The sequence below is a fragment of the Mycobacterium sp. genome, from assembly GCF_039583785.1.
Lineage (GTDB): Bacteria > Actinomycetota > Actinomycetes > Mycobacteriales > Mycobacteriaceae > Mycobacterium.
On sequence record NZ_JAVKSG010000053.1, the window covers coordinates 1 to 25,225 of the forward strand.

Sequence of the window (25,225 nt, forward strand, 5' to 3'; positions counted from 1 at the left end):
CCGGGGGCGTCTTTCGACGTTCGGGGTCAGTGGCCTGTATCCGTGTAGACGCCTCACCTAGCGAGGTGCTTACTTAGGTAATACTTCCACCAACATCGAGGGGAGTCAACACGCCACGCCTCGGCAATATCACTGACCGCTCGCACACCGGTCTACCGATGCCCGACCTCGCCAGCGTGCTAGTGGTCCGACTTCCCCAGATCGACGAGCTTGTCGCTCACGTCGTCGCGGTAAACGCCTGGAGCAGTTCGGAGATACCCTGCAGAGCTTCCGGCACCGTCGGGGTAGGCGAGTCGAGGAAGCCGTAGAGATACCCCGCCTCGGCGACCGCGGTCAACGACGGGTTTTCCGTGAACGGGACGATCTTGTAGGTGTCGGGGTTTGCCAGATCGGCGAAGAAGTCGTTGACCCCCTGCTTCAGGCCGTTGCCGAGCGCGGTGGCCAGATCGCCGAGGTTGATGTCGGTGGGGAACAACCCCGAAGTGCTGACCACGTCGGCGTTTCCGGACGCCCAGCCCTGGTCGATGCTGCCGTAGCCGAGGTTCACCAGGATTCGGGTGTCGGGTTCGAGCAGGTCATAGAGCGGTTGTCCGATGACCGGGATCAACCGCAGTGGATCCAGCAGCGGCAGGCTGTCGGACGGGATGATGTAGTAGTTGACCATAGTGTCGGCCGCCGAAGTCGGCAGTTGTATAGCGCTGCTGATCTGCTCGGGCGTGAGGGCCAGGTACGTGCCGTGTTCGTAGATGAATCCCAACGAGGCGTTGAGGTCCGAAAGCAGGTCGATCGGGTACTTCGGGGAATCGGCGACGCCGTCGTATTCGTGGGTGTAGACGTCGGTCGGGTACAGATCGTTCGGGGTCGCGACGTTGGCCTGGAGGTATTCCGGATAAAGGTGGCTCGTGACGATCTCCGAGCCACCATTGGGATTGTCCGGATCGCCGATCAAGACGAAGTGCACGTCGCCGCTCGGCACCCCTTGACCGGCCAGCTCGCGCATCACCTCGGAGGCGATCGAGGCGCTCTGCGAGTAGCCGAAGACCACGACGGGATCCTGGGCGGACACGTCTCCGCTGTTGTAGTCCTGCAAGACGGTCGAGTCGAGAATCTGCTCACCGCGCGCCTCGGAGGTGGAGCTCGCATTCTCCGGGGTGAACAACGACTGCAGGGTGCCGGTGAATCCGCGCGGCCCCAGGAACAACTCGTCGGCCGCATTGAGGTAGAGCTGGCTCGGTTGCGGAATACTCGTGCCGCCCATCAGCAGCGCCGTACCATCGCCGAGCGACATATCCGCGTCGGTACCGTTGACGAGCTGCACCGCCATCGTCCGAGTGACCGGCAGCGGCGATACCGGCGACAAGCCGGCGATCACGACGGCGGAGACACCCCAGAGGCAGCCAGCAAGTCGCATTGTCGGACCCTTCCGTCAGACCCAGAAGATAGGTTAACGGTACTAGGTTGAACCTGTCGGCTCCGGCGTTTTCAGCTATCCGATCTGGTGCGACGGCGACCGCCCCTCGCGCAGCACGTGCAGCAGTTCGCGGTAGGGACCGATCAGGTAAACGGTGTCGTCGGCCTGAAGGCGAGTATCGGGGCGCGGATGCAATTCCGCCTGCGCGTCGACGCGGGCGACGGCGATGACCATTGTTTGGGCGGACAGCTCGTCGACGCGCAGGCCGTCGAGTTCGCTGCCGGATTTTACCCGCATCTCGCCGACCACAAACGAGTGTTGACCCACCGAGAATGTATCGAGCACCTTCAAGCCGATGGCGGCTCCGATGAACCAGGGTGCGGCCAGTTCGACGGTGGAGCGGGCGTTGACGAAGCCGAATTGCTGCGCCAGCGCAACGCCCAGCGCGCGATCGAAAACTCTAAGGACCAGCGGAATTTCGGGCCGGCGCTGCGTCGGGCGCAAATGGCGGCCGTGCAGCTCGGCCACCATGATGCCGGTTTCGATGTTGATCATGTCGTCGCGGGTCAGCACCGCCACCGCGCGCGCCCGATCCACGTGCGCCGCCCGCAGCGTCTGAACCAGCGTCGCGTCCCCGAAGATCACCGGCACGTCGAGTTCACGGGCTGCAGGCACCATCCGGTTCTCCTCGTCACGCTCGATGACAGCCACGTCGTATCCGGCAGCGACCAAATCGCTGACCACGCGGATTCCCAACGCGCTCAGCCCGACGACCACGACGTGGCGACGAAGATGGCGGATCCGCGGACGGCCAAAGGTCAGCACGAAGCGGCGCGATAGCAGCACGTCGGCGACGAAAGCGACCAGCAACGAGATGGTGGTCACGCCGCCGAACATCAACATGATCGCGAACAGTCGCAGCCAGGTCGGCTGGGCTACGAAGCTGAAGTCGCCAAAGCCAGTCGTGGTGATCGTCTCGACGGTGAAATATAACGCGTCGATCCACCCCATTCGAGGATTCGTGTAGTTGAAGTGCAACACCGCCACGGAGACCACCATCAATGCGCACACCGCGAGCAGCACCGCATAGAACGCGGGATTCATATCGTCACCGAAGGCGCGCATAGCATCCAGAATCCGACGCGGCCGCGACCGCCGCGAATGTGTCTGAACTCGTTGCGGCACCTCGCGGCGTTGGGAAACCATCGCGTCCGCGGTGCCGAGCATCACCGTCCAGTCGTCGGCAAACACGCGCAGATCCCGACTCGGACAGATTTCCATCGCACCGGGAGTTGGGGAGTTCTCGCCGCGGATCACTGCCACCGGGGCCAAGCCTTCGTGGAGTTCACCCAGCGTGGCGCCGTCCCGAGATGCCGAACTGCCCAGAATGACGAATTTGGTTCCGGCAGCTTCGAACGGGTGGTGGGCACCCGCAACGCAGGCCTCGACGACTGAGGTAGCCGCGAGTTCGGCGACGTTCAAGATCGCGCCGCGCCCGTCATCGTCGCGCAGTGGTGCACGCAGTATGTCGTTGGCCAGCCGCGCCACCACGCGTACCTCGGGGTTGACTTTTCTAGCCAACAAAGCGATTTCAAGATTAATTGAATCGTCATCCCCCGCGCAGACGACGGCAAGGGCGTCAGCGATGCCAGCATCGGCGAGGCCGGTCTCGATCCCGGCCACGTGGTCGTCGTCGAGCTTGACCACGATCGCGCCGGCATTCTTCAGCTCCTCGACGATCGTCCTAGCCAGTGCATCGCTGCCGCTGACGACAATGTGGTTCGACTTCATCTCATCCTCACTCCCGGTAAACCTCCCTAAAACCACCCACGCTGAACACCGACTTGCGCCCGCATCGTGGCACACAACTTGCGCTGTCCGTTCCGAGCCAACCGTCTCCCACGCATCGAATCCTTTCGAACGTATGATCGATTAGTGGGTGATCTGGCGTCGATTGGATACAACGGGCAGCCGGTGCGCAATCCGTTTCGGGTCGTGCGCCCGCCGATCACGGTGCTGATCGACCTGACCGTCCTGTTTCCCCGCGAACCGCACCGCACCGGGCGTTATCACCCGCACGGGCTGCAGCTGCACAAGGTCGTCGAGGGCCAGCTGAGCTGTTGGGGCATCTGCGAGCAGGGCGACTGGTGGGGCCTGGTGACCTATCCGATCGTTTACGGGCCCAAACGCAAGACCGTCACGCATTGGGTGCCGGCATGGACGCTGCAGCGGAAGCGCCAGATGCGATGATCAGCGCGTGACGGGACGTTGGGCAGCTGTGCTGGCAACTTTGATTCCGCTGGCACTCGTCGTCTCGGTCTCGCCGCTGTCGGTCATCCCGGCGGTGCTGGTGCTGCAGACGCCGCGGCCCCGCCCGACCGGTCTCGCGTTTCTCGGCGGCTGGTTGGTCGGCCTGGTCGCGCTGACCTCCGTGTTCGTCGCGTCCTCCGACGCGCTCAACGGCCTGCACGGCAAGCCGCCGATCTGGGCAGCGTGGACGCGCGTGGTGCTGGGGCTGGCGTTGATCGCGTTCGGCATCTACCGATGGCTGACCCGCGGGGGCCACACCGAGTCACCGAAGTGGATGCGGTCGTTCGCAACCCTCACCGCCGCGCGAGCTGCGGCCATCGGGTTGGCGTTGACGGCGGTGCGGGTCGAGGTGTTGACCATGTGCGCGTTGGCGGGCTTGGCCATCGGCAGCGGCAATCTCGGCACCACGGGCCAGGTGTTCACCGGGGCGATCTACATCGCCGTCGCGGCGTCGACGGTCGCGATCCCCGTCCTGGCCTACGTTGCCGCCGGTCACCGCCTGGACGACGCTATGACGCGGCTCAAAGAATGGATGGAGAAAAACAACGCCGCGATGATGGCCGCGGTGTTGGTGCTGATCGGCGGGATGGTGTTCTACCACGGCATCGACGCGCTCACCTAGAACCCCGCGCGGCCGGGCATAAAATCGACGGCCGTGAGCCTCAACGACCGCGATGCGCTGGCGTTGTTGTACGCCATCATCGACCCGGACGACGGCAACGGCCTCATCGGCCGGTTCTACACCCGCTGGTTTTCCTTCGGCGCGTCGCCGCGCGACCTGTTCCCACCCGACATGGCCGCCCAGCGGGCCGCGTTCGCGCAGGCGCTGAAGTGGATTTACGGCGAGCTGGTCGCGCAGCGTTCGGAAGAACCGGTGGCGTTTCTGGCCCAGTTGGGTCGTGATCACCGCAAGTACGGTGTGTTGCCCGAGCACTACGAAACTCTGGGTCAGGCGCTGTATGCGACGCTGCGCGATGCGCTGGGAGACGCGTGGACCGACGCCGTCGACGCGGCCGCCCGGCAATCGCTGAACCTGGTCACCGGGGTGATGAGCGGGGCCGCCGAAGCCGAACGCGGACCGGCCTGGTGGGACGGCACGGTGGTGGAACACCTACGGGTGTCCCGCGACCTGGCGGTGGTCCGGCTACAACTTGACAGCCCGATGCCGTATCACGCCGGCCAGTACGTCAACGTCGCTGTGCCGCAGTGCCCGCGGCGGTGGCGATACCTGACGCCGGCCATGCCGCCCGACGAGAGCGGCGCCATCGAATTTCACCTCCGCGCAGTCTCCGGCGGCCTGGTCAGCAATGCCATCGTCAACGAGACCCAGTCCGGTGACCGGTGGCGGCTGTCCAGCCCGCACGGCGCCCTGCAGGTCGATCGCGACGGCGGCGACGTGCTGATGGTGGCGGGCAGCACCGGGCTCGCGCCGCTGCGCTCGATCGTGATGGACTTGACCCGCTGGGCCGAAAACCCGCGTGTGCACCTGTTTTTCGGCGGTCGCTACCCGTGCGAGCTGTACGACCTGCAAACGCTGTGGCAGATCGCCGCAAATAATCCGTGGCTGGCGGTGACGCCGGTCTCCGAACGGGACGGCGATCCGGTGTGGGCCGGGGACTATCCCGACGTGACCCCGCCGCGGGGACTGCACGTGCGCCAGACCGGCACGTTGATGGACGTCGTCACTCGATACGGCAACTGGGGCGACCGTCAGATCTTGATTTCCGGCGGGCCGGACATGGTGCGGGCCACCAAAGCTGCGCTGATCACCAAAGGTGCGCCACCGGAGCGTATTGCGCATGACCCGTTGTGCCGCTAGGCGCCGACATTGGCATAGGCTCGAGCCGTGCGCATCGTCACGCTGAGCGACCCGTCATCGGAAGTAGCGGCCCAGTTCGTCCCGGAGGCCGGCATGATCGGCGTTTCGCTGACCGACTCGGGCGTCGAATTACTCGGACAACGCCGCGGACTCGACGCATACGTGACCGACGGGAAAACGATGGGTATCCCGTTGCTGTACCCGTGGGCAAATCGGCTGGGCGCCACAACATACCAGGCCGCAGGCAAGACGGTGACGCTGACCGACGGCGAATACGGGGTGCGGACGGATCCCAACGGACTACCGATTCACGGTGTGCTCGCCGCCTTTCCGAACTGGCGGGTGACGCACGAATCGGATCATGAGCTCACCGGCGAGGTGGACTTCAGCACCGATGAAGAGCTGCTCGCCAGCTTCCCGTTTCCGCACCGACTGTCGCTGACCATCACGCTGGCGGAGCGGACCCTACGGCTGCGGGTGGCCGTCACCCCGACCGGCGAATACGCCGTGCCGCTGTGTTTCGGTTTTCATCCCTACCTTCAGCTGTCCGACGTGCCGCGTGATCAATGGGTGATCGAGACGCCGGCGATGCGGCATCTGACGCTCGATGCGCAGGGACTGCCCACCGGCACCGCGGTTGTCCAGCCTGCCCTCAGTGAACCATTGGGCGACAAGACTTTTGACGACGGATACGACCAGGTCGCCGACGGCTCGACGTTCGCGGTGTCCGGCGGCGGCCGCCGCATCGAGGTGCACTTCGAGGAAGGCTATTCAGCGGCGCAGATCTTCGCACCGCCAGGCGAGAACGTCGTGTGCTTCGAACCGATGACAGCCCCGACCGATGCACTGCGGCGAGGTGGTTATCCGTCAGCCCAGCCCGGAGACTGGGGCATCGCCCAGTTCTCCATCCGCGTTTGACGCTCCCAAGACAGAAGCCAGGGCTGCGAATCCGTGAGGATCGCAACCCTGGCTTCTGTCTCGCGAAAAAGTCAGCGACGCGGCTTCCACACCACCACGGCGGTGCTCTTGGGCACCACCGCGATGTCGCGTCGCTGGTTTCTCCGCAGCACTTCGATCTCGGCGGCCATCTCTTTCAGCCGCGACTGCAGCGCCTCGACCTGATTGGTCAACTCGATAATCCGTTTGATACCAGCCAGGTTGACGCCTTCGTCTTGGGACAGCCGCTGCACCTCGCGGAGCAAGTCCACGTCATGCTGCGAATAACGCCGTCCCCCACCGGAACTGCGGGTCGGGCTGACCAGCCCGAGCCGGTCGTAGGTACGCAGCGTCTGCGCATGCATGCCGGCCAGCTCGGCGGCCACCGAAATGAGAAACGTCCGCGCCTGGTCTTTTTTCGCCATCAGCGGTTACCCGCCCATCCGGCACGCGGGTCGAAGCCGCTGGACCGTTCGGCGACGGCGTAGGCCTCGAGCGCTTCCTTCGCAGCACCCTCCAGATCGGGCGGCACAGCTACTTTCACGGTGACGAGAAGGTCACCCTGGCCGCCGGAACGCTTGGGCACACCACGGCCGCGGACCCGCAGGATGCGACCGTCCGTCGTCCCCTTGGGAACCCGGACACCGACCTTGCCGTCCAGCGTAGGAACAGAAAGCGTGGTGCCTAAGGCTAATTCGCTGAAGCTGACCGGAACCGTGACGGTGAGGTCATCGCCGTCACGAGCGAACACCTTGTCGGGGCGCACATGCACGGTGACGTACAGGTCGCCGGACGGGGCGCCACGCAGTCCGGCCTCGCCCTGGCCGGCCAACCGAATCCGCTGGCCGTCTTCGACGCCCGGCGGAATCCGCACGTTGATGGTTCGACTGCGGGTGGTGACGCCGGTCCCCTTGCACTCCTGGCAGGGGTGCTCGATGATCGACCCGCTGCCACGGCACTCGGTGCACGGTTCGGAAAACCCGAAAGCGCCTTGGTCGCGGTTGATTACGCCCGAACCGTTACAGGTTGGGCAGACCTTGGGGCTGGTGCCCGGCCGTGCGCCACTGCCGTGACAGTTGGTGCACGGCGCCGGGCTGGTCAGCCGCAACGGCATCGCGACGCCCTTGGTGGCTTCCAGGAAGTCCAGCTCGGTCTCGGTTTCCAGGTCGTTGCCGCGGCGCGGCCGGCTGGGCCTGGGCTGTGCGCCGCGTCCGAACAATCCACCGAACAGGTCACCGATGTTGCTGCCGCCGCTGCGGCCGGCCGCGTCGAACAGGTCGTTGAGGTTGAATTCAGCGCCGTCTCCGCCGAAGTCGCCGGCGCCGCCGTTGAATCGCCGGCCGAATCCGCCGCCGGCGAACAGCCGACGGGTCTCGTCGTACTCCTTGCGCTTGGCGTCGTCGGACAACACGCTGTAGGCCTCGGAAACCGCCTTGAACCGTTCGGCCCCGCCCGGATTTTTGTCCGGATGCAGATCGGACGCCAACTTGCGGTAGGCCGTCTTGATCTCTCTGGCGCTGGCGTCAGAGGAGACGCCCAGTTCCTTGTAAAAGTCCTTTTCGACCCATTCTCGTTGAGCCATCGCGCGTCACCTCCTTCGCCTTGCCAGCCCGAACCCGTCGTCAGTCTTCCGACGGTTCTGATTCTGCGTGTTGCTCACCCTCGTTCGCGTCGTTATCGCGTGTGTCGGAAACGGCGGAGCCGACAGAGTCCTCGTCGACGGTGTCCACCACCCCGACCAGCGCGTGCCGCAGCACCTGCTCGCCGAGCTTGTAACCCTGTCGCATCACGTTGCCGATCACCGGCCTGGAGCCCTGGCCGCCATCGCCTTCGTGCTGCACGGCCTCGTGCAACGCCGGGTCGAAGTCGTCGCCCTCGGTCGCGAAGGCCGTCAGCCCGAGCCCGGTCAGTGCGCCGACCAACTTGTCAGCCACCGACTTCAGCGGGCCCGAATCCAAGTCGCCGTGGCTGCGGGCACGCTCGAGATCGTCGAGCACGCCCAGCAATTGGCCGACCACTGCGGCCTTGGCTCGCTCGGCGCCGGCCTCCTGGTCGCGCAACGCCCGCTTGCGGTAGTTGGCGAAGTCGGCTTGCACCCGCTGCAGATCGGCCGTCAGCTCGGCAACCTTGTCGTCGGACGCCGCGTCCGGTGCCGCCCCCGCAGGGGCGGCACCGTCAGCAAAGTGGCGTACCTCGCCAGTCTCGGGATCGATCCGTCGCTTGTCGGTGACGGTCACCGGTTCTTCTGGGTTGCCCTCGGTCACTGGCCCTCCCGGTCGTCCTCGACCACCTCCGCGTCGACGACGTCATCGGCTCCGGCGTGGCCGGGCTCACCAGCGCCGCCGGCGGCCTGCTCAGCCTGGGTGGCCTCATAGATGGCCTGACCCAGAGCCTGCGACTCCTGGCCCAGCTTCTCCATCGCGGTCTTGATGGCGCCGATATCGGTGCCCGCCAAGGCCGTCTTGGCTTCCGCCACCGCGGCATCCACCTTGTTCAGCGTGTCCTCGGGGACCTTCGATCCGCCTTCAGACTCTTTGGCAGCGCGTTGTTCGCTGACGAACTTCTCGGTCTGGTAGACCAGTGTTTCGGCCTGGTTGCGGACGTCGGCCTCCTCGCGGCGCTGACGGTCTTCGTCGGCGTGCGCCTCGGCGTCCTTGATCATCCGGTCGATCTCCTCTTTGGAAAGGCCGGAGCCCTCCTGGATTTTGATCGTGTTCTCCTTGCCGGTGCCCTTGTCCTTGGCCGTGACGTGCACGATGCCGTTGGCGTCGATGTCGAAGGTGACCTCGATCTGCGGGACACCGCGCGGAGCCGGCGGGATGCCGGTCAGCTCGAAAGAGCCGAGCAGCTTGTTGTGCGAAGCGATTTCACGCTCGCCCTGGAATACCTGGATCTGCACCGATGGCTGATTGTCGTCGGCGGTGGTGAAGGTCTCCGACCGCTTGGTCGGGATGGTGGTGTTGCGCTCGATCAGCTTGGTCATCACGCCACCCTTGGTTTCGATACCAAGGCTCAGCGGTGTGACGTCAAGCAGCAGAACGTCTTTCACCTCGCCCTTGAGCACACCAGCCTGCAGTGCGGCGCCCACGGCCACCACCTCGTCGGGGTTGACGCCCTTGTTGGGCTCCTGGCCGCCGGTCATCTCCTTGACCAGATCGGACACCGCGGGCATCCGGGTCGAACCTCCCACCAGCACCACGTGGTCGATTTCGGAGACCGCGATGCCGGCGTCCTTGATCACCGACTGGAACGGCTGACGGGTGCGGTCCAGCAGATCCTGGGTGATCTTCTGGAATTCGGCGCGAGTCAGCTGCTCGTCGAGGAACAGCGGGTTCTTGTCGGCGTCAACGGTGATGTACGGCAGGTTGATCGACGTGCTCTGCGAGCTGGACAGTTCGATCTTGGCCTTCTCGGCCGCTTCCCGCAGCCGCTGCATCGCCATCTTGTCCTTGGTCAGGTCGATGCCGCTGGTGGCTTTGAATTTCTCCACCAGCCAGTCGACGACGCGCTGGTCCCAGTCGTCCCCACCGAGGTGGTTGTCACCGGAAGTCGCGCGGACCTCGACGACACCGTCGCCGATCTCCAGCAACGACACGTCGAAGGTGCCGCCACCGAGGTCGAAGACCAGGATGGTCTGTTCCTTCTCGCCCTTGTCCAATCCGTAGGCCAGCGCGGCCGCGGTCGGCTCGTTGACGATCCGCAGCACGTTCAGGCCGGCGATCTGGCCGGCTTCCTTGGTGGCCTGACGCTGGGCGTCGTTGAAGTACGCCGGCACGGTGATCACTGCGTCGACGATGTCCTCACCGAGGTAGCTCTCGGCGTCGCGCTTCAGCTTCTGCAGGGTGCGGGCGCTGATTTCCTGCGCGGTGTAGTTCTTCCCGTCGATCTCGACGGACCAGTCGGTGCCCATGTGCCGCTTGACCGAACGAATGGTCCGGTCGACGTTGGTCACCGCCTGGTTTTTGGCGGGCTGGCCGACCAGCACTTCGCCGTTGCGCGCGAACGCCACCACGGATGGGGTCGTCCTGGCGCCTTCCGAATTGGCGACCACGACGGGGTCGCCACCTTCGAGAACTGAGACGACGGAGTTGGTGGTCCCGAGGTCGATACCGACCGCACGAGCCATAGTGGATCCTCCCTGATAATCGAGCTTTGTATGCACTACGTTGCTGAGTGAACCTCGCTCAACATTGCCCTTAACAGCGTCCCGCTGTCAAGCCGACATTGAGTCCAGATCGCTCAAGTTTGTCGTAAGCCTCAACGAGGTCGACCCGCCGTTTGTTCCCCAACGGCGTTGAGGCCGACATCACACCGTGGAATAGTGTCGCCATCCGGCCCCTCAGCGGTCGTGCCCGGCGCCGCAACATTGCCCACGACGATAGGACTTCCATGCCACCGGCGCCCAGCACGCCCGGCCCAGCCGCGGGCGACTCGGCTCGGTTCGCTCGCGAGGACGAGGGCTATCACCACGACCTGAGCAATCGGCAGATGCAGATGATCGCGATCGGCGGCGCGATCGGGACCGGGTTGTTCATGGGCGCGGGAGCACGGCTCGCCTCTGCCGGGCCCGGCTTGTTCCTGGTCTACGGGATCTGCGGCGGCTTCGTGTTCTTGATCCTGCGCGCGCTCGGCGAACTCGTGCTGTACCGCCCGGCATCGGGGTCTTTCGTTTCCTACGCCCGCGAGTTCTTCGGCGAGAAGGCCGCTTTCGTCGCGGGCTGGATGTACTTCCTGAACTGGGCGATGGCGGCCATCGTCGACAGCACCGCGATTGCGAGCTACTTCCACTACTGGACAGCGTTCCAAGCGGTCCCGCAGTGGACGCTCGCATTGATCGCCCTGGTGGCGGTGGTGGTGGTGAACCTGATCTCAGTGAAGGCCTTCGGCGAATTCGAATTCTGGGCAGCACTGATCAAAGTCGTGGCCCTGACCATCTTCCTGATAGTCGGCATCGTCTTTCTGGCCGGCCGCTTCAAGATCGAGGGCACAACCACCGGGCCCGGCCTGTGGGCCGACCACGGCGGGTTCGTGCCGACCGGTCTGGTGCCGCTGGTGCTCGTCACCTCCGGGGTGATATTCGCCTATGCCGCGGTTGAATTGGTGGGTACCGCAGCCGGCGAAACCGCGAATCCCGAGAAAGTCATCCCGCGGGCGATCAACTCGGTGATCGCCCGCATCGCGGTCTTCTATTGCGGGTCAGTTCTTTTGCTGGCGCTGCTGCTGCCGTACACCACCTACAAGCGCGGCGTAAGTCCGTTCGTCACCTTCTTCTCGCACATCGGTTTCAACGGTGCCGACACGCTGATGAACGCTGTGGTCCTCACCGCCGCGTTCTCCAGCCTGAACGCCGGACTGTATTCCACCGGCCGGATACTGCGGTCGATGTCGGTGAACGGCAGCGGTCCGAAGTTCACCGCGCGGATGTCGAAAAACGGTGTGCCGTACGGCGGAATCCTACTGACCGCCGTCATCGGCCTATTCGGCGTCGTCCTCAACGCGGTCAAGCCCAGCCAGGCCTTCGAAATCGTGCTGAACATCGCCGCCGTGGGCGTGCTGGCGGCGTGGGCGACGATCGTGGCATGCCAACTCCGGTTCTACCACCGGGTGAAGGCCGGGACGATGCCGCGACCCGACTACCGGATGCCGTTGGCTCCCTACAGCGGCTATGTCACGCTGGCATTCCTGCTGGGCGTGCTGGTGCTGATGACACTCGACCCCGGGAAGGGGCCCTGGGTGATCGCGGCGCTGGTGGCCTCGGTTCCCGCGCTGGTCGGTGGTTGGTTTCTGGTGCGTGACCGCGTCACCGCCGCGGCCGGGCTCGGCGAGCCCACGGCCGACGTCCCGGAGTTGGCGCAGGAGTAATAGAGCACGGATGCGCGCGCCGTCGACACGGTCACCACCTGCATCGTCGACGTGGCGACCGCGATCGTGTTGAGCCGCGACCGACTCGCCAACCCGACGGCCCGTGAGCATCTGCGGGCATCGGCACCCACGGTTCTCGACGTCGGACCACCACCCCTTCGGAAAGGAAAGAAATGACAATCACCCTGACTCACGACGACAAGATCGCCGTTCTCGACCTCGGCGACAGCGAAAACCGTTTCTCGCCAGAGTTTCTCGACGAGATGGACAGCCAGCTCGACGAGTTGGTCGCATCGGGCGCCCAGGGGCTGGTCACCACCGGTGCCGGCAAGTTCTACTCCAACGGCCTCGATCTGGACTGGCTGACCGCGCACGGCGATCAGACGACGTGGTACGTCGGGCGGGTGCAGGGCATGCTGGCCCGAATCCTCACCCTGCCGATTCCGACCGCGGCGGCGGTTGTCGGCCACGCGTTCGGCGCCGGCGCGATGCTGGCGATCGCCCACGACTTTCGGGTGATGCGATCGGATCGCGGCTACTTCTGTTTCCCCGAGGTCGACATCCGCATTCCGTTCACGCCGGGCATGGCCGCGCTGATCCAAGCCAAGCTCACCCCGCAGGCGGCCGTCGCCTCGATGACCACCGGACGACGCTTCGGTGGCGACGACGCGGCCAGCCTGGGCATCGTCGACGCCGTGGCGGGCGAGGGCGCGGTGACGGCCGCGGCAATCGACCTCCTGCGACCGCTCAACGGTAAAGACCAGGGCACGCTGGGCGCCATCAAGCAGACGATGTTCGGCCCCGCGTCACAGACGCTGACCGTCAGTAGCCAACAGCCGCAGAGCAATTAACGTCGCGCCAAAAATGCTGGACAATCCGTGGTTGAGCGCATAACGCACGCCCCGGCAGGTCGCAACCCAGAGCGGCGGCGCTACCGGCGCTGATCGACCACGAGGCCACAGCGTAAGTGCGGCTTCGGCTGACGTCCCGGTAGGCAGGCGCCCACGCGCAGGGGCTGGCCGACATGCGGCACTCCCTCGCCCCGCACGGGGGATGAACAGGCTCGCTGCGACGGGTCGAACCGCCTCGCAGGGCGCGTCACTGCGGTCACTCGGGCCGACTCGTGCGTACGCTTCTTCTGCGATGTCTCCGCACGACGTGCATCACCTCCTACCAGTCGGCCGGGTACTGGCCGGCCTGGTGCTGAGTGTTGCGCTGATCGGCGGGTGCCACTCGGTGACGAACGGCAACCCGGTGGCTTCCCCGGGCGCGGGGCCCACCGAGCCGACGTTCCCGAAGGCTAAGCCTTCGATCCCGTCACCGGCCCCGTCGCGGCCCGCACCGTCGAGCGGTGCCCCGCCGGCCGGCGCGATCCCGCTGCCGCCCGACCCGAACGGCCGAGTGTTCATCGAGACCAAGTCCGGTCAGACGCGCTGTCAGATCGACAGTGACAGCGTCGGCTGCGAGGCGCCGTTCACCAATTCGCCGATGCAAGACGGCGCACGGGCCAACGGCGTCAACGTCACCGCCGGCGGCGAGGTGCAGTGGGTGGTGGGCAATCTCGGCGACATCCCCACGGTGACCATCGATTACCAGACCTACGATGCGGCCGGCTGGACGATCGTGGCCAGCGAAAGCGGCACTCGGTTCACCAACGAGCACACCGGCCACGGCATGTTCGTCAGCATCGAGAAGGTCGACACCTTCTAAGACGGCAAAAGACCCGGCTCGGCCGCCGGTCGGTACTCGTCGCTGCCGCTTAGGAACGCCGCCTAAGGTGGCGCTCGTGGACTTTCGGGTATTCGTTGAACCGCAGCAAGGCGCCAGTTACTCCGACCAGCTCGCGGTGGCGCAGGCCGCGGAATCGCTCGGATACTCCGCGTTCTTCCGCTCCGATCACTACCTGGCGATGAGCGGTGACGGGTGGCCCGGCCCGACGGACTCGTGGGTGACGTTGGGCGGCATCGCTCGCGAAACCTCGACGATCCGGTTGGGCACGCTGGTCACGTCGGCGACGTTCCGCTATCCCGGCCCACTGGCCATCTCGGTGGCCCAGGTCGACGAAATGAGCGGCGGCCGCGTCGAATTCGGGCTCGGTACCGGCTGGTTCGAGAAGGAGCATCTGGCCTACGGGATCCCATTTCCGCCGCTGCGCGAGCGGTTCGCCCGGCTCACCGAGCAGCTCGAGCTGATCACCGGCCTGTGGACCGCCCCGGTCGGCGAGACGTTCGACTATGCGGGGGCGCATTACGCCGTCAACGATTCGCCGGCGCTGCCCAAACCGGTGCAGCGGCCGCATCCGCCGATCATCATCGGTGGATCGGGCACCCAGCGGACACCGCGCCTGGCCGCCACGTTCGCCGACGAATACAACGTGCCGTTCGCGCCGGTCGAGACCATCACGGCGCAGTTCGAGCGGGTCCGCGAAGCCGCCGGCGCGGTCGGCCGGGCGGGCGATTCGATGACCTACTCCGCGGCTTTCGTGGTGTGCGCCGGACGCGACGACGCCGGGGTCGCCAAGCGCGCTGCCGTGATCGGGCGTGAGGTCGACGAGTTGCGGACCAACTCGCCGCTGGCAGGCACACCCGACCAGATCGTCGACCGGCTCGGGCCGTACGCCGAGACCGGCCTGCAACGGGTCTATCTGCAGCTGCTCGATCTGTCCGACCTCGACCACCTGCAGCTTTTCGCCGACGAGGTGCAGCGACAGCTCTGACGTAGCATCAGTGCGTGGCTGACCTTCCGGACGACCCGAGCGATCGGCCGACGATGATGGCCGAATACGTCACCGAGGGCTCGCAACAGCCAGTTCGCGAGTTCGGACCTGAGGCCACCCCCGACGACGCACCGGCGCCGTGGTACCGCAACCGGGTGTTTCTGGCCCTGTGGGCGCTGATGGTCGCGCTTCTGCTCACGTTGATCGGCTACGGCATCGTCGAGCTGTCGCGCGGCGGCGGGTCCAGCGTCCCGGCGCCGTACACGTCGTCCACCACCTCGCCGGAACCGCACACGTCGTCCACCACCTCGCCGGAACCGGCGACGAGCACTCCGTCGACCAGCTCCGAAGCGCCACCATCCGAAACGCCCGAACAGACGCCCGAAGAGGCGCCGCCACCGGAGCACAACTCCCCCGACGAGCCGCCGCAGCACCGCCATCATCTGCATGTCCCGTCGACAATCACATTGCCGCACACGGTGATCACGCTTCCGCACGGTTTCTGAGCCACCGTTACGGTCAAACTGAAAGGTTCCGCGACTAGTATCGGTGCACGTGACGGGCGACGGATCTGCACACGATCCCAGCGAAGCGCCGACCGGCCACGACGACTACTACGCGCAAGGCGTCGACGAAACAGAGCGCTTCAGCGCGGTCGGGGGACCGTCTCCGTGGTACCTCAAGCGGTGGGTCCTTGCCCTATGGGGCCTGGCGGTCGTCATCTTGATCGCCGCAATCATCTACGGTCTGGCCACCCTGGCCCGGGACAACGGTGGCAGCGCGCCGGCGCCCGCCACCACCCGGACATCGACCACAATGCCCTCGGCCACAACGACCACGCCGTCACCGACGCCATCGACGACCAGGCCGACCACGACGCCTCCATCCGAAGACACCACCATCGAGCCGGTGCCGACGGCTACCTGGACGCCGCAACATCCTCGGCGGCACTGGTGGAGCAGCAATTTGCCGCCGATACCGCCGATACCTCCGATACCTGAGATCCCTGAGATACCGCACTTCTAGCCTGGCCCGATGCGCAGCGGGCCTGGACCGGTCGCCGCACGCGGCGGCGGCCAAGTTAGGGCATCCTTCGTCGCGGTCACCCCGCCCGAGATGTCACTATGAGCAGGAATACACGGCTTGAGCAGGTGTAGCAGTTAAGTTACCGACGGGTAATACGGCTTAAGTTACCGGTCAGTAACGCTGAATAGTGGGGAGAGGCTTCGTGCACACGCAGATGCTGATCAGACTGATTGTCGGCTTGAGCGGGACGGCGATCGTCGCTTTGCTCGCACTCAAGCGAGTCCTCTGGCTGGTCAAACTCACGCTCTCCGGTCAACCGGTCACCGGTCGCACCGACGACATCGGCACCAGGATCTGGACGCAGATCGCGGAGGTCTTCGGCCAGCGCCGGCTGCTGAAATGGTCAATTCCGGGTCTCGCGCACTTCTTCACCATGTGGGGCTTCTTCATCCTCATCACGGTCTACATCGAGGCCTACGGAACCCTGTTCGTGTCGAACTTCCACATCCCGATCGTCGGCCGGTGGGACGCGCTGGGTTTCTTGCAGGACTTCATCGCGCTCGCCGTGCTCGCTGGTATCACGACGTTCGCGATCATCCGGCTGCGCTCCGAACCCAAGGAGTACGGCCGCTCGTCACGGTTCTACGGCTCGCACACCGGCGGTGCCTGGCTGATTCTATTCATGATCGCGCTGGTCATCCTCAGCTACGCGATCTTCCGCGGCGCAGCGGTCAACACCGGAAGCCTCCCGTACGGCGAGGGAGCGTTCTTCTCCCACGCGATGGGGGCACTGATGCATCCGCTCGGCGTGACCGCCAACGAGTGGATCGAGACGATCGTACTGCTGGCCCACATCAGCGTGGCCCTTGCCTTCCTGCTGATCGTGCTGCACTCCAAGCACCTGCACATCTTCCTGGCGCCGATCAACGTCACCTTCAAGCGGCTACCCGACGGCCTGGGCCCGCTGCTGCCGATCGAGGCAGACGGCAAGCCGGTCGACTTCGAAAACCCGCCGGACGACGCCACTTTCGGTCGCGGCAAGATCGAGGACTTCACCTGGAAAGGCAACCTCGACTTCGCCACCTGCACCGAGTGTGGTCGTTGCCAGTCGCAGTGTCCGGCCTGGAACACCGGAAAACCGTTGTCCCCCAAGCTCGTCATCATGGACCTCCGGGACCACTGGATGGCCAAGGCGCCCTACATTCTCGGTGAAAAGAAGGCCGAGCCACTCGAGGGCCTGGACCTGCAGACCGCGCACGACGAGGGCCACCACGTGCCCGAGTCCGGCTTCGGCCGGGTGCCCGGGCACGGGCCTGAACAGGCGGCCCGTCCGCTGGTGGGCACCGCCGAGCAGGGTGGCGTGATCGACCCCGACGTGCTGTGGTCCTGCGTCAACTGCGGCGCCTGCGTCGAGCAGTGCCCGGTGGACATCGAGCACATCGACCATATCGTCGACATGCGCCGCTACCAGGTCATGATGGAATCCGAATTTCCCTCGGAGCTCTCGGTGCTGTTCAAAAACCTTGAGAACAAAGCCAATCCGTGGGGCCAGAACGCAGCCGACCGGACCAACTGGATCAGCGAGGTCGAGTTCGACGTTCCGGTCTACGGCGAAGACGTCGACAGCTTCCAGGGTTTCGAGTACCTGTTCTGGGTGGGCTGCGCCGGCGCCTACGACGACAAGGCCAAGAAGACCACCAAGGCGGTCGCCGAACTGCTGGCCACCGCCGGGGTGAAGTATCTGGTGCTGGGCACCGGCGAAACCTGTAACGGCGACTCGGCCCGCCGTTCCGGCAACGAGTTCCTGTTCCAGCAGCTGGCTGCGCAGGCCAAGGAAAGCCTGGACGAGTTGTTCGAAGGCGTGGAGACCGTCGACCGCAAGATCGTGGTCACCTGCCCGCACTGCTTCAACACCCTGGGTCGTGAGTACAAGCAGCTGGGCGCCAACTACACCGTGCTGCACCACACCCAGCTGCTCAACCGGCTGGTGCGCGACAAGAAGCTCGTTCCCGTCACCCCCGTTTCGCAAGACGTCACCTACCACGACCCGTGCTTCCTGGGCCGCCACAACAAGGTCTACGAGGCACCCCGCGAGCTGATCGGCGCGGCCGGTGCGAAGTTGGCCGAGATGCCGCGGCACGCCGACCGCAGCTTCTGCTGTGGCGCCGGTGGCGCGCGGATGTGGATGGAAGAGCACATCGGCAAGCGGATCAACCACGAGCGCGTGGACGAGGCGCTGGCCACCGGCGCCACCACGGTGGCGACCGCCTGCCCGTTCTGCCGGGTGATGGTCACCGACGGTGTCAACGACCGCCAGGAGGCGGCCGGACGCGAAGGCGTCGACGTCCTCGACGTGGCGCAGTTGCTGCTCGAGTCGCTCGACCGCAGCACGATCACGTTGCCGGAGAAGGGTGCTGCCGCCAAGGTAGCCGCTGAGCGTGCGGAAAAGGCCGACAAGGCCGAGCCCAAGGCGTCCACTGCCACCGCGACGGCTCCGCCCGAGGAAGCCGAACCGGAAGCCCCAGCACCGGTCCAGGAGAAAGCTGCGGAGACCAAGTCCACTGCCGCACCGGTCAAGGGGCTGGGCATCGCGGGCGGCGCCAAGCGGCCTGGCGCCAAGAAGACGGCCGTAAAGCCGGCAGCCGCAACGCCATCCGAGCCCGAGACGAAGTCCGCCCCGGCTGCAGAGACCACGGCGCCGGCCGCACCGGTGAAGGGTCTCGGAATCGCGGCAGGAGCAAAGCGTCCCGGCGCCAAGAAGGCTGCCAAGCCGGCCGAAACCCCGACCCCGGAACCGGAAGCAAAGCCAGAGTCCCCGGCGAAAGCCGAGCGGCCATCCGCGCCTGCCGAAAGCGGCAACGGCGCCGAGGACGCTTCACCGGCGGCTCCGGTCAAGGGGCTGGGCATCGCCCGCGGGGCCCGTCCACCAGGTAAACGCTGATCAGGCCGTCGAACGAATTATTAAATAGATAGACAACCGTGGCACCATTGATGATGTGACCACTCACCAGCTGCCATGGCAGAGCGCGGGGCATCAGCCGCGGCAGCGTACGTTCGCGCAGTCATCGAAGCTGCAGGACGTCCTCTACGAGATCCGCGGGCCGGTGCACGACCACGCCGCGCGACTGGAGGCCGAGGGGCACCGCATCCTCAAGCTGAACATCGGCAACCCCGCGCCGTTCGGCTTCGACGCCCCCGACGTCATCATGCGCGACATGATCCAGGCGCTGCCGTACGCACAGGGCTACTCGGACTCCAAGGGCATCCTGCCGGCACGTCGCGCGGTGGTCACCCGCTACGAATTGGTCGACGGCTTCCCGCGTTTCGACGTCGACGACGTGTACCTGGGCAACGGCGTCTCGGAATTGATCACGCTGACCCTGCAGGCACTGCTGGACAACGGCGATCAGGTCCTGATCCCCGCCCCGGATTACCCGCTGTGGACCGCCTCGACGTCACTGGCGGGGGGCACACCAGTGCACTACCTGTGCGACGAAACCCAAGGCTGGCAGCCAGATCTCGCCGACATCGAGTCGAAGATCACCGAGCGCACCAAGGCCTTGGTGGTGATCAACCCGAACAACCCGACCGGTGCGGTGTACAGCCGTGAGATCCTCACGCAGATAGCCGACTTGGCCCGCAAACACCAGTTGCTGCTGCTCGCCGACGAGATCTACGACAAAATCCTTTACGACGACGCGCAGCACATCAGCCTGGCGTCGGTCGCGCCGGATCTGTTGTGCCTGACGTTCAACGGCCTGTCCAAGGCCTACCGGGTCGCCGGCTACCGGGCCGGCTGGCTGGCCATCACCGGACCCAAGGACCATGCCAGCAGCTTCATCGAAGGCATCCACCTGTTGGCGAATATGCGGCTATGCCCGAATGTCCCTGCACAGCATGCCATTCAGGTCGCACTCGGCGGCCACCAAAGCATCGACGACTTGGTGTTGCCGGGCGGGCGGCTACTCGAACAGCGCGACGTCGCCTGGTCCAAGCTCAACGACATCCCGGGAGTGTCCTGCGTCAAACCCTCCGGCGCGCTGTATGCGTTCCCGCGACTCGATCCCGAGGTCTACGAGATCGCCGACGACGAACAACTCGTCCTGGATCTGCTGCTGCAAGAGAAGATCCTCGTCACCCAGGGAACCGGATTCAATTGGCCCGCACCGGATCACCTGCGGATTGTCACGCTGCCGTGGTCACGCGATCTGGCCCGCGCCATCGAGCGGCTGGGCAACTTCCTGGTCAGCTACCGCCAGTAGCCGGCCCGCCGGTCGGTTTACCCGGCCGATGCACCGTTTGGCTGCTGGTGTCCATCCGCCGGGCGTCTGCGCTGAAGTTGCTGCCGGAAATCAGTGAGCGAGAAGCCCACGGGCAAAATTTGAAGTTTCTATGAATGTGGCCGCCGATCGCGCGCCGCCGTGAAACTTAGGCGCACTATGGGTTGTATCGATGCCAACGCCTCGTGGGCTTGCCACACCGGAGTGGATGCACACGGCCTGGATCACGGGGAGGTGCGGCGGATCGACTGACAGTTGATGCCCCAGCACACTTCCGCGCACCCCGCGCTTCAGCACATCAGACACACCCTGCATCAGTGGGTCTGGATAGATCAGCTTTCATCGAAAGGAGAGTTGCGATGTTCTCTGTTGCAAAGCAGGCGCAGTCGCCCGCAGCAACGGCCGTCCGCAACCGATCGTGTACCTCAACTGCCCTGAGTTCGGACCGTTAAACATGGACTTTGGCGCATTGCCCCCCGAAATCAATTCTGGGAGAATGTATTCCGGGCCTGGCTCGGCCCCTATGCGTGCTGCGTCGGCGGCGTGGAATCTGCTCGCCGCCGAGCTCGAGTCGGCCGCGACCCAGTACCAGTCGACGATCGACGTCTTGGACGACGAGTGGCTCGGGCCTGCATCGGCGACTATGGTCGCCGCCGTCGACCCGTACATCGCCTGGATGACCGCGACCGGGGCGCAGGCCGAGCAGACCGCGGCCCAGGCTTCGGGCGCCGCCGGCGCCTACGAGACAGCATTCGCGATGACTGTCCCCCCGCTCGAGGTTGCCGGCAATCGCGCGCAGCTGGCGATGCTGGTCGCGACCAACGTCGTCGGCCAGAACACCCCGGCAATCGCCGCCAACGAGGCCACGTACGCCCAGATGTGGGCACAGGACGCCGCGGCGATGTACGGCTATGCCGGAAGCTCGGCGGCGGCATCCGCGGTCACGCCGTTCACCCAGGCACCCGAGACGTCGAATCCAGCCGCGCAGACAACCCAGGGTTCGGCCGTCACCCGGGCCAGCAGCGCGAGTACCGGCGCCGGCGTGCAGTCCCAGCTGCGGCAGCTGACCTCAACAATCCCGTCGTCGTTGAACCAACTCACCTCGCCGGTGTCCGCGGCGACAAATGCGGCTGCCCAGCCGACAAGTGCGCTCGGCAGTTTCCTCGACCTTTTGGACGGCGCCGACGGCAACTCCATCGGAACCTTCCTGAACTCCAGCCTGGTGAACGGTGTCGTGTCGGGTTCGTACATCAGCCCGGCAATCCTCGCCCCCGCCGTCATCAGCGGTCTGGCTGACGTCAACTCGTTGGGGCCGGGTGTCACGGCTCCGGGAGGCGCCGGCGTCACCGGCTACCTCGCGCCGCCGCCACCACCGCCGACACCTGCGGCGGTACCGAGCGTCGGCGTCTCGGTGAACACCTCCGGCAGCACCTTGGTCGGCCGGTTGTCGGTGCCACCGACGTGGACCGCGGCAGCGCAGGTCGCCAACCACAGCGGTGTCACCTATGCCGGTGGCGGCTGGACCAACGCGGTGGGACCGACCGGCGGCGGCGGCGAAGCCGTGCCGGCCGGGTTGCCGGGGATGCCCGGAGCGTCCGCCGCCCGGCAAGGCGGGTTCGGCCACGGCCCTCGCTACGGAAACCGTCTGACCGTCATGGCACGTCCGCTGTCAGGTGGCTGAGCGTCAGCGTTGTTCCAAGAGGCCGAGCAGATAGGCGCCGTAACCGGACTTCAACAGCGACTCGGCACGCTGGGCCAGCTGGTCGTCGTCGATAAAACCCATCCGCCAGGCCACCTCCTCGGGGACGCCGACCTTCAACCCCTGCCTACGTTCGAGCGTACGAACGTAGTCGCCGGCATCGGCCAGTGATTCGAACGTCCCGGTGTCCAGCCAGGCAGTGCCACGGGCCAGCACTTCGACCGCCAGGCGCCCCTGGTTGAGGTAGGTCCGGTTGACGTCGGTGATTTCGTATTCGCCTCGCGCAGAGGGTTTTAGACCGCGGGCAATCTCGATCACGTCATTGTCGTAGAAGTACAGGCCGGGGACCGCGTAGCTCGACTTCGGGGTGGCCGGCTTCTCCTCGATCGAGAGCGCGATGCCGTCGTCGTTGAATTCGACGACACCGTAGGCCGTCGGGTTGGCCACCCGGTAGGCGAAAATCGCTCCCCCGCTGAGGTTTTGAAAACGCCGGAGGTTGGTGCCCAGGCTGGGGCCGTAGAAGATGTTGTCGCCCAACGCCAGTGCAACTGGCTCGGAGCCGATGTGACCGGCACCGATCACGAATGCCTGAGCCAGTCCTTGTGGCTGATCCTGCACCGCGTAGCTGATGTTGATGCCGAATACGCTGCCATCGCCGAGTACTCGCCCGAACGCGGGCGCGTCGGACGCGGTGGTGATGACCTGAATGTCGCGAATGCCGGCCAGTATCAGCGTCGACAGCGGGTAGTAGATCATCGGCTTGTCGTAGACCGGCAGCAGTTGCTTACTTACGCCCATGGTGATGGGGTACAGGCGCGTGCCCGCTCCACCGGCGAGGATGATCCCGCGCATCGGCTACTCCTCAGTCGACGAGGTCGGCGTCGGTCAGTTCGGTGGCGGCGAGCGCAGCCGCCAGGTCGTCGTGACGGAACACCGCGGTGACGTGATCGTGCACGATACGAAAGGCCGACGCAATGGTGGAACCGGATGCGCCTGGGCCGCCGATTTTCTGTTCAACCACGACGACACCGTCGTGGACGAAGATGCGGCCCACTTCCGCGTGACGCGGATGGACGGTCGCCCATTCCCGCAGTGCGGCGTGGCCCTGGGCGGCGCCGTGTGCGTCGCCGACTTCGATATCGTCGCTGGACAAGGACAAAAGCGTGTCGGTGTCCGCCTCATTCAAGGCGTCGTGCCACGCCAGTACGGTGGCGATCTCCGATGTGGTCATGCAATGAAACGTACCGCTTGGGGTCGCACCGGCACGCGGTCAGGCTACCCGGCGCCCCAAGCAGCGCACGCGCCAACCGGCTTGCTGCCAGCGCTGCAGGTCGAGGCAGTTCCGGCCGTCCACGACGACGCGGGAGCGCACCCGGTCGGCGAGCACCTCGGGGTCCAGGTCGACGAATTCCGGCCATTCGGTGAGCACCAGGACCGCGTCGGCGCGGTCGCACGCTTCCTCAACCGAGACTGCGTAGTTCAGCGTCGGGAAGAGCCGCTGCGCGTTCTCCAGCGCCTTGGGGTCGTAGACATTGACGGCAGCACCGTTGAGCTGGAGTTGGCCCGCGACATTGAGTGCGGGCGAGTCTCGCACGTCATCGGATTCGGGCTTGAACGCAGCACCGAGAACGGCGATGTTCGCGCCCAGTAGTGAACCTCCGCACGCTTTAGTCGCGAGTTCGACCATCCGGGTGCGCCGCCGCATGTTGATGTTGTCGACTTCCCGCAGGAAGGTAAGCGCTTGATCCGCGCCCAATTCGCCGGCGCGGGCCATGAACGCCCGGATGTCCTTCGGGAGGCACCCGCCACCAAAACCCAAGCCGGCGTTGAGAAATCGACGACCGATCCGCGGATCGTGACCGAGCGCATCGGCCAGCAGCTTGACGTCGGCGCCCGCGGCCTCGCACACCTCGGAGATCGCGTTGATAAATGAGATCTTGGTTGCCAGGAACGCGTTCGCGGAGACCTTTACCAGTTCGGCGGTCTGCAGGTCGGTCACCAGGAAGGGCACGCCCTCGTCGAGCATCGGCGCGTACATCTCGCGGATCGCGGCCTCGGCACGCGTCGAACCATCCTGCACACCAAGCACAATCCGGTCGGGGTGCAGAGTATCGTGAATCGCGAAACCTTCGCGCAGGAATTCCGGATTCCAGGCCACTTCGACGTCCACATTGGGACGCGCGGCCGCCCGCGCCCGCCCGACCAACTCGGCGGCGGTCCCGACTGGGACGGTGGACTTTCCGACGATCACCGCCGGCCGCGTGAGACGCGGTGCCAGAGTGTCGATTACGGCGTGGACATGGCTCAGGTCGGCACCGTATTCGCCGCGCTTCTGCGGAGTACCGACTCCGAGGAAGTGCACGTCGGCGAATTCAGCGGCCACGTCATAGTCGGTGGTGAACCGTAGGCGGCCGCCTTCGATGTTGTCCCGCAACATCTTCCGCAGACCTGGCTCATAGAATGGGACGTCACCGGCGGCCAGCTTGGCGACCTTACCGGGATCGATGTCGACACCGACGACCTCGTGCCCGAGTTCAGCCATCCCCGCGGCGTGGGTAGCACCCAGATAACCCGTACCAAAAACGGTGCACCTCATACACCCGTGTGTAAGTCCCGCCAATGAGCTAACGGCATCGCTCGGCTGAGCGGGGGTCAAACGTCAGGTGACGCTTTCGTGCCGAGGGCTAAAAGCGCAGACCAGGCATGCCGAATCCGTGACCGAAGCCGCCGTGACCTCCGCCACCGAAGCCGCCGAAGCCGCCGGGGCCGCCAGGGCCGCGACCGAACCCGCCGGGACCGCCACCGAACCCTCCACCGCCGCTGCCGTGGCCACCGCCGGGGAAGCCGCCACCGGGGCCGCCGCCACCGGGGCCGGGGAATCCGCCGCCGCCACGGGGGCCAGGGAACCCGCCGCCGCCATCGGGGTGGCCGCCACCGGGGCCGGCGCCGGGGCCGGGGAATCCGCCACCGCCACCGGGCCCCCACTGCCCCGGCCGGGGTCCACCGAAGATCGGCGGAATGCCCGGAATCGGGATCGGGATCGGCACCACCGCGGGGGGCGCGGCAACGGGGGGCGGTACGGGTGCCGGCGCAGCCGGGGGTGGGGCAACGGGTGCCGGCGCAGCCGGGGGTGGGGCAACGGGTGCCGGCGCAGCCGGGGGTGGGG

General features: G+C 65.8%; 23 protein-coding genes. 13 read left to right on the forward strand and 10 right to left on the reverse strand.

Annotated elements, in window-relative coordinates; all coding sequences use genetic code 11:
• Positions 1-217 precede the first annotated feature (217 nt).
• Positions 218-1,411, reverse strand: coding sequence for a PE-PPE domain-containing protein (locus tag ABDV69_RS15245; RefSeq protein WP_343575802.1), 1,194 nt, complete (start codon positions 1,409-1,411; stop codon positions 218-220).
• Between the two features lie 75 nt (positions 1,412-1,486).
• Positions 1,487-3,202 carry an NAD-binding protein gene (locus ABDV69_RS15250; protein ID WP_343575804.1) on the reverse strand — a complete coding sequence of 572 codons (1,716 nt, stop codon included), beginning with the start codon at positions 3,200-3,202 and terminating at the stop codon, positions 1,487-1,489.
• Between the two features lie 144 nt (positions 3,203-3,346).
• Between ABDV69_RS15250 and ABDV69_RS15255 the strand changes: the two genes are divergently transcribed.
• From ABDV69_RS15255 to ABDV69_RS15270, 4 genes are read left to right on the forward strand one after another with little or no spacing between them, the layout of a single operon-like run.
• Complete coding sequence (locus tag ABDV69_RS15255) at positions 3,347-3,661, forward strand: hypothetical protein (protein WP_343575807.1); 315 nt, start codon at positions 3,347-3,349, stop codon at positions 3,659-3,661.
• 7 nt (positions 3,662-3,668) lie between these two features.
• Entirely contained in the window at positions 3,669-4,343 is a 675-nt protein-coding gene (locus ABDV69_RS15260; RefSeq protein WP_343575809.1) for a GAP family protein, read from the forward strand.
• Positions 4,344-4,400: 57 nt separating this feature from the next.
• Positions 4,401-5,540 carry an FAD-binding oxidoreductase gene (locus ABDV69_RS15265; protein WP_343575854.1) on the forward strand — a complete coding sequence of 380 codons (1,140 nt, stop codon included), beginning with the start codon at positions 4,401-4,403 and terminating at the stop codon, positions 5,538-5,540.
• A gap of 27 nt (positions 5,541-5,567) precedes the next feature.
• Positions 5,568-6,458 carry an aldose 1-epimerase gene (locus ABDV69_RS15270; RefSeq protein ID WP_343575811.1) on the forward strand — a complete coding sequence of 297 codons (891 nt, stop codon included), beginning with the start codon at positions 5,568-5,570 and terminating at the stop codon, positions 6,456-6,458.
• Positions 6,459-6,529: 71 nt separating this feature from the next.
• Here the strand turns inward: ABDV69_RS15270 and ABDV69_RS15275 are convergent, their stop codons facing one another.
• The 4 genes from ABDV69_RS15275 to dnaK are packed head-to-tail and all read right to left on the reverse strand — an operon-like array spanning position 6,530 to position 10,602.
• Positions 6,530-6,901: a helix-turn-helix domain-containing protein gene (locus ABDV69_RS15275; protein ID WP_343575813.1), complete on the reverse strand. Its 372-nt coding sequence runs from the start codon at positions 6,899-6,901 to the stop codon at positions 6,530-6,532.
• Positions 6,901-8,058: a molecular chaperone DnaJ gene (gene dnaJ / locus ABDV69_RS15280; RefSeq protein WP_343575816.1), complete on the reverse strand. Its 1,158-nt coding sequence runs from the start codon at positions 8,056-8,058 to the stop codon at positions 6,901-6,903. Before dnaJ ends, ABDV69_RS15275 begins: the two co-directional genes overlap by 1 nt.
• Before the next feature lie 40 nt (positions 8,059-8,098).
• Positions 8,099-8,740 carry a nucleotide exchange factor GrpE gene (gene grpE, locus ABDV69_RS15285; RefSeq protein ID WP_343575818.1) on the reverse strand — a complete coding sequence of 214 codons (642 nt, stop codon included), beginning with the start codon at positions 8,738-8,740 and terminating at the stop codon, positions 8,099-8,101.
• Complete coding sequence (dnaK, locus tag ABDV69_RS15290; RefSeq protein ID WP_343575820.1) at positions 8,737-10,602, reverse strand: molecular chaperone DnaK; 1,866 nt, start codon at positions 10,600-10,602, stop codon at positions 8,737-8,739. The genes grpE and dnaK overlap by 4 nt, the downstream gene beginning before the upstream one ends.
• Positions 10,603-10,865: 263 nt before the next feature.
• Here dnaK and ABDV69_RS15295 point away from each other — a divergent pair, with 263 nt between their 5' ends.
• From ABDV69_RS15295 to ABDV69_RS15335, 9 genes are all read left to right on the forward strand, one after another.
• A complete protein-coding gene (locus ABDV69_RS15295) occupies positions 10,866-12,338 on the forward strand; it encodes an amino acid permease (protein WP_343575823.1) in 1,473 nt (490 codons plus the stop codon).
• A 173-nt stretch (positions 12,339-12,511) separates the two neighbouring features.
• Positions 12,512-13,189 (forward strand): enoyl-CoA hydratase/isomerase family protein, encoded by a 678-nt coding sequence (locus ABDV69_RS15300; RefSeq protein WP_343575826.1) that lies wholly within the window; start codon positions 12,512-12,514, stop codon positions 13,187-13,189.
• Positions 13,190-13,481: 292 nt separating this feature from the next.
• Positions 13,482-14,048 (forward strand): hypothetical protein, encoded by a 567-nt coding sequence (locus ABDV69_RS15305; RefSeq protein ID WP_343575829.1) that lies wholly within the window; start codon positions 13,482-13,484, stop codon positions 14,046-14,048.
• 76 nt (positions 14,049-14,124) lie between these two features.
• Entirely contained in the window at positions 14,125-15,054 is a 930-nt protein-coding gene (locus tag ABDV69_RS15310) for an LLM class F420-dependent oxidoreductase (protein WP_343575832.1), read from the forward strand.
• A gap of 14 nt (positions 15,055-15,068) precedes the next feature.
• Positions 15,069-15,560 carry a hypothetical protein gene (locus tag ABDV69_RS15315; protein WP_343575835.1) on the forward strand — a complete coding sequence of 164 codons (492 nt, stop codon included), beginning with the start codon at positions 15,069-15,071 and terminating at the stop codon, positions 15,558-15,560.
• Positions 15,561-15,609: 49 nt separating this feature from the next.
• Complete coding sequence (locus ABDV69_RS15320) at positions 15,610-16,080, forward strand: hypothetical protein (protein ID WP_343575838.1); 471 nt, start codon at positions 15,610-15,612, stop codon at positions 16,078-16,080.
• Between the two features lie 202 nt (positions 16,081-16,282).
• The gene (locus ABDV69_RS15325) at positions 16,283-19,021 is read left to right on the forward strand and encodes a heterodisulfide reductase-related iron-sulfur binding cluster (protein WP_343575840.1); all 2,739 of its coding nucleotides are present in this window, start codon (positions 16,283-16,285) and stop codon (positions 19,019-19,021) included.
• Between the two features lie 28 nt (positions 19,022-19,049).
• On the forward strand, positions 19,050-20,342 hold the full coding sequence (locus tag ABDV69_RS15330; protein WP_343575856.1) for a pyridoxal phosphate-dependent aminotransferase: 1,293 nt from the start codon (positions 19,050-19,052) through the stop codon (positions 20,340-20,342).
• Between the two features lie 472 nt (positions 20,343-20,814).
• On the forward strand, positions 20,815-22,041 hold the full coding sequence (locus tag ABDV69_RS15335) for a PPE family protein (protein ID WP_343575843.1): 1,227 nt from the start codon (positions 20,815-20,817) through the stop codon (positions 22,039-22,041).
• Positions 22,042-22,044: 3 nt separating this feature from the next.
• Here ABDV69_RS15335 and rfbA read toward each other — a convergent pair whose 3' ends face one another.
• The 4 genes from rfbA to ABDV69_RS15355 all read right to left on the reverse strand — a co-directional run.
• Positions 22,045-22,911, reverse strand: a complete 867-nt coding sequence (rfbA, locus tag ABDV69_RS15340; protein ID WP_343575846.1) for a glucose-1-phosphate thymidylyltransferase RfbA — start codon at positions 22,909-22,911, stop codon at positions 22,045-22,047.
• Between the two features lie 10 nt (positions 22,912-22,921).
• Complete coding sequence (locus ABDV69_RS15345) at positions 22,922-23,290, reverse strand: nuclear transport factor 2 family protein (RefSeq protein WP_343575848.1); 369 nt, start codon at positions 23,288-23,290, stop codon at positions 22,922-22,924.
• 39 nt (positions 23,291-23,329) lie between these two features.
• Complete coding sequence (locus ABDV69_RS15350) at positions 23,330-24,655, reverse strand: UDP-glucose/GDP-mannose dehydrogenase family protein (RefSeq protein WP_343575850.1); 1,326 nt, start codon at positions 24,653-24,655, stop codon at positions 23,330-23,332.
• Between the two features lie 88 nt (positions 24,656-24,743).
• Positions 24,744-25,225, reverse strand: a 482-nt coding sequence (locus ABDV69_RS15355; protein ID WP_343575852.1) for a hypothetical protein, incomplete at its 5' end; no start/stop codon positions are given.